General features: G+C 64.7%; 3 protein-coding genes. All 3 read left to right on the top strand.

Going from position 1 to position 3,640, the window contains the following annotated elements; translation table 11 throughout:
• Window positions 1-818: phosphatidate cytidylyltransferase (locus EOA27_RS27370; RefSeq protein WP_127257728.1), on the top strand; the 818-nt coding region annotated here is incomplete at its 5' end.
• 218 nt (window positions 819-1,036) lie between these two features.
• On the top strand, window positions 1,037-2,176 hold the full coding sequence (locus EOA27_RS27365; protein WP_127257726.1) for an efflux RND transporter periplasmic adaptor subunit: 1,140 nt from the start codon (window positions 1,037-1,039) through the stop codon (window positions 2,174-2,176).
• Window positions 2,177-2,178: 2 nt separating this feature from the next.
• Window positions 2,179-3,640, top strand: a 1,462-nt coding sequence (locus EOA27_RS27360) for an FAD-dependent monooxygenase (RefSeq protein ID WP_189562125.1), incomplete at its 3' end; no start/stop codon positions are given.

The raw sequence follows: 3,640 nt of genomic DNA, 5'->3' as shown, positions 1-3,640 counted from the left end.
ATCTCACCCAGCGCATCAATGCCTGGTGGGTGATGGTGGCGCTGATGACGGTCGCCTTTTTCTTCGGCCGTTACGGCATGACCATCCTGTTCGCGCTGATCTCGTTCGCGGCGTTGCGCGAATTCGTAACGCTGACGCACAGCCGCCGCAGCGACCACTGGGTATTGCTCGGCATGTTCGGCATCGTCATCCCCTTCCAGTATTGGCTGGTGTGGACTGCCTGGTACGGCCTCTTCGTCATCTTCATCCCGGTCTACTGCTTCCTGCTGATGCCGGCGATCACGGCGCTGCATGGCGACACCGAACGTTTTCTGGAGCGTGTCTCGGCGCAGCAATGGGCGATCATGATCTCGGTCTATTGCGTCAGCCACGTGCCAGCTTTGCTGACGCTCAACGTGCCTGGTTTCGAAGACCGCAACCTTCTGCTCATCGCCTTCCTGATTATCGTCGTGCAAGGCAGCGATGTGCTGCAGTACATCTTCGGCAAGCTGTTCGGAAAACACCGCTTCTCGCCGAACGTGTCGCCGTCGAAAACCTGGGAGGGGCTGATCGGCGGGCTGGTCGCGTCGAGCCTGCTTGGCGCGCTGCTCGCCTTCATCACGCCCTTCTCGCCGCTGCAGGCCTCGGCCGTTGCCTTCGTCGCCTGCACGATGGGATTTCTCGGCGGCCTCGTCGCCTCGGCCATCAAGCGCGACCAGGGCGTCAAGGATTGGGGCCATCTGATCGAGGGCCATGGCGGCATGCTCGACCGCACCGACAGCCTGGTCTTCGCCGCGCCGATCTTCTTCCACATCGTGCGCTATTTCTGGACGGTGTGAGCGCCCGTTCAGCATGTGACGGCGGCGACGCAAAAAAGGCCATCTCACCCAAACATCGGAAAATTTTCAGAAACCGTTCGGGATTTCGCGCCGCCGAAATTGCAATACGTTCTGGCCGGCACAAGTCAGCCGAAACACCGGTTTGCCTCGCAGCCAGCAAGATTTTCAGCCTGCCGCGTCCTCCCAAGCGCGGCCACAAATCTGGGCATGGAGACAACATGATTGCCGCATTGCATCACAACAAGTCGCTCAGGCGCCGCCTCGTCGCTGGCTCGATAGTCGCCCTCGCCTGCGGGGCCGCAACAGTCTGGCACGGTGCCACAAGCGAAGCTCCGAACGTCGCACCTGCCACGCCCGAGACCAAGCTGGTCAAGGCAGTTTCGGTCTCGCCGGCACCCGCCGTGGATAACCGGGTCGCCGTCGGCGAGATCAAGCCGCGGCTGGAGAGTGATCTCGGTTTTCGCATTTCCGGCAAGCTCATCCAGCGTAGCGCCGAGGTTGGCGCGACGGTGAAGAAGGGCGAGATTCTCGCCCGCATCGACGACCAGGATTATCGCAATCGGCTGGCCAGTGCCGAGGCCGATGTCGCAGCGGCCCAGGCCGTGCTGGTCGAAGCCAGCGCTGCCGAAGCGCGCATCAGCGCCCTGCTCGCCAAGGGTTTCACGACACGCGCCAATCACGACGCGACGCTGAAGAATCTGCGCTCGGCCGAGGCCAAGCTGAAATCAGCGAACATCGCCTTCGCGATGGCCAAGGACCAGCTCAGCTATACCGAGCTGCGTGCGGAGTTCGATGGCATCGTCACCGCCACCGGCGCAGAAGCCGGGCAGTCGGTCAATGTCGGGCAGATGGTGGTACGCCTTGCTGATCCGAGCAACCGCGACGCGGTGTTCTCGATCGCGGAAGCCGCCTTTGCCAGCGAAAGGGGCGGCCGAGAGATTCCCGCAGTCACCGTCTCGCTGCTCAGCAATCCTGCAATCTCGACGACCGGCACGGTTCGCGAAATCGCGCCGATGGCCGACGCTGCCACCCGCACCTTCCAGGTGAAGGTGTCGCTCGAGAACGCGCCGGATGAGATGCGCTTCGGCGCAAGTGTCGCCGGCCGCGTCGAGATTGCGGGTGCGCCAGTCGTGCAGCTGCCCGGCAGCGCGCTCTTCGACAAGGGTGGCCAGCCCGCCGTCTGGGTGGTGTCAGCCTCGTCGGCTGTCGAGCTCAAACCCGTCACGGTCGCCCGCTACGAGACCGATCGGGTGGTGGTCAGCGAGGGGCTCGCCAAGGGCGATCTGGTCGTCACAGCCGGCGTAAACCGGCTGCGGGAACACGAAAAAGTCCGTATCGTTGAGGGAGAAGGAAAATGACCATGTCCAAGACGAAGGTCCTTATCGCCGGCGCCGGCCCGACCGGCCTCACGCTGGCGCTCTGGCTCACCAGGCTTGGCGTTCCCGTGCGCGTCTTCGACAAGGCCACCACTCCGGGGGAGACCTCGCGGGCGCTCGCCGTCCAGGCGCGCACGCTGGAGTTCCACCGCCAGATCGGCATCGTCGATGACGTGCTCGAAGCCGGCCTGAAGATCGAGCAGCTCACTGTGCACACGCCGGCCGGCGTCGCTGCAAGGCTGCCGCTGGCCGATTTCGGCCGCGGCATCAGCCCTTATTCCTTCGCCTTCGCGCTGCCGCAGGACATCCACGAACGCGTGCTGATCACGCATCTGGAGCGCGCCGGCGTCGAGGTCGAACGCGGCACCGAGCTGGTCGCGTTCCAGGACAAGGGCCATGCGGTCATCGCGACGCTGAGCAAAGAAGGCCAGACGGAGACCGTCGTCGCCGACTACCTCGCCGGTTGCGACGGCGCCCACAGCGCCGTGCGGCATGGGCTCAATATTCGCTTCCCCGGCGGCGCCTATGAACAGTCCTTCTATGTCGCCGACGTGAAAGGCCGGGGCGACATCACGCGCAATGGCATGGACACGACCATCAGCACTTACGGTTTCGCCATCGTCATGCCGGTGAGGCAGTCGGGCTCGATCCGGCTGATCGGTATCGTGCCGAAGGCGCATGAGGCGGACGAGACGATCAGCTTCGAGGCGATCCGCGCCGACGTCGAGCGCGACACTGGCGTGACCGTCGACGAGGTCAACTGGTTCTCGACCTACCGGGTCCATCACCGCGTCGCCGAGAATTTTCGCGTTGGCCGGGTGTTCCTCTGCGGCGATGCCGGCCACATCCATAGTCCGGCCGGCGGCCAGGGCATGAACACCGGCATGGGTGACGCGGTGAACCTTGCCTGGAAGCTCGCCGCCGTGGTGCAGGGCCGAGCCGATCGGCGCCTGCTCGACAGCTACGAGCCGGAGCGTATCGCCTTCGCCCACAGGCTGATCGAGAGCACGGACCAGGCCTTCCGCATCGCCACCAGCCGCTCGCGGCTCGTCGGCCTGTTCCGGCGCTATCTGATGCCGAAGATCCTGAACATCGCGCTGCAGACGTCATATGGTTCGCGCGCCTTCTTCGGCGTCATCTCGCAGGCGGCGATCCAGTACCGCGCCGGCCCGATCAGTTCGGGCACAGCTGGCAAGATCAGCGGCGGCGACCGCCTGCCCTATGTGCCGATGCCAGGTAGCGACAATTTCGAGCCGCTGCGCTCGCTCGACTGGCAGGTGCATGTCTATGGCGAGGCCAATGCCGAGTTCCGGGCCATGCTGGCATCGACCGGCGTTCCGGTGCACGCCTTCGCCTGGTCTGAAGCAGCGGCGAAAGCCGGCCTGCAGCGCGACGCCGCCTATCTGGTGAGGCCGGACGGGCATGTTGCACTTGCATCGCCGGTGC

The organism is Mesorhizobium sp. M2A.F.Ca.ET.037.01.1.1, from assembly GCF_003998075.1.
Lineage (GTDB): Bacteria > Pseudomonadota > Alphaproteobacteria > Rhizobiales > Rhizobiaceae > Mesorhizobium.
The sequence above is the reverse complement of the archived record's forward strand: the minus strand, read 5'-3'. Positions and strand labels throughout refer to the sequence as shown.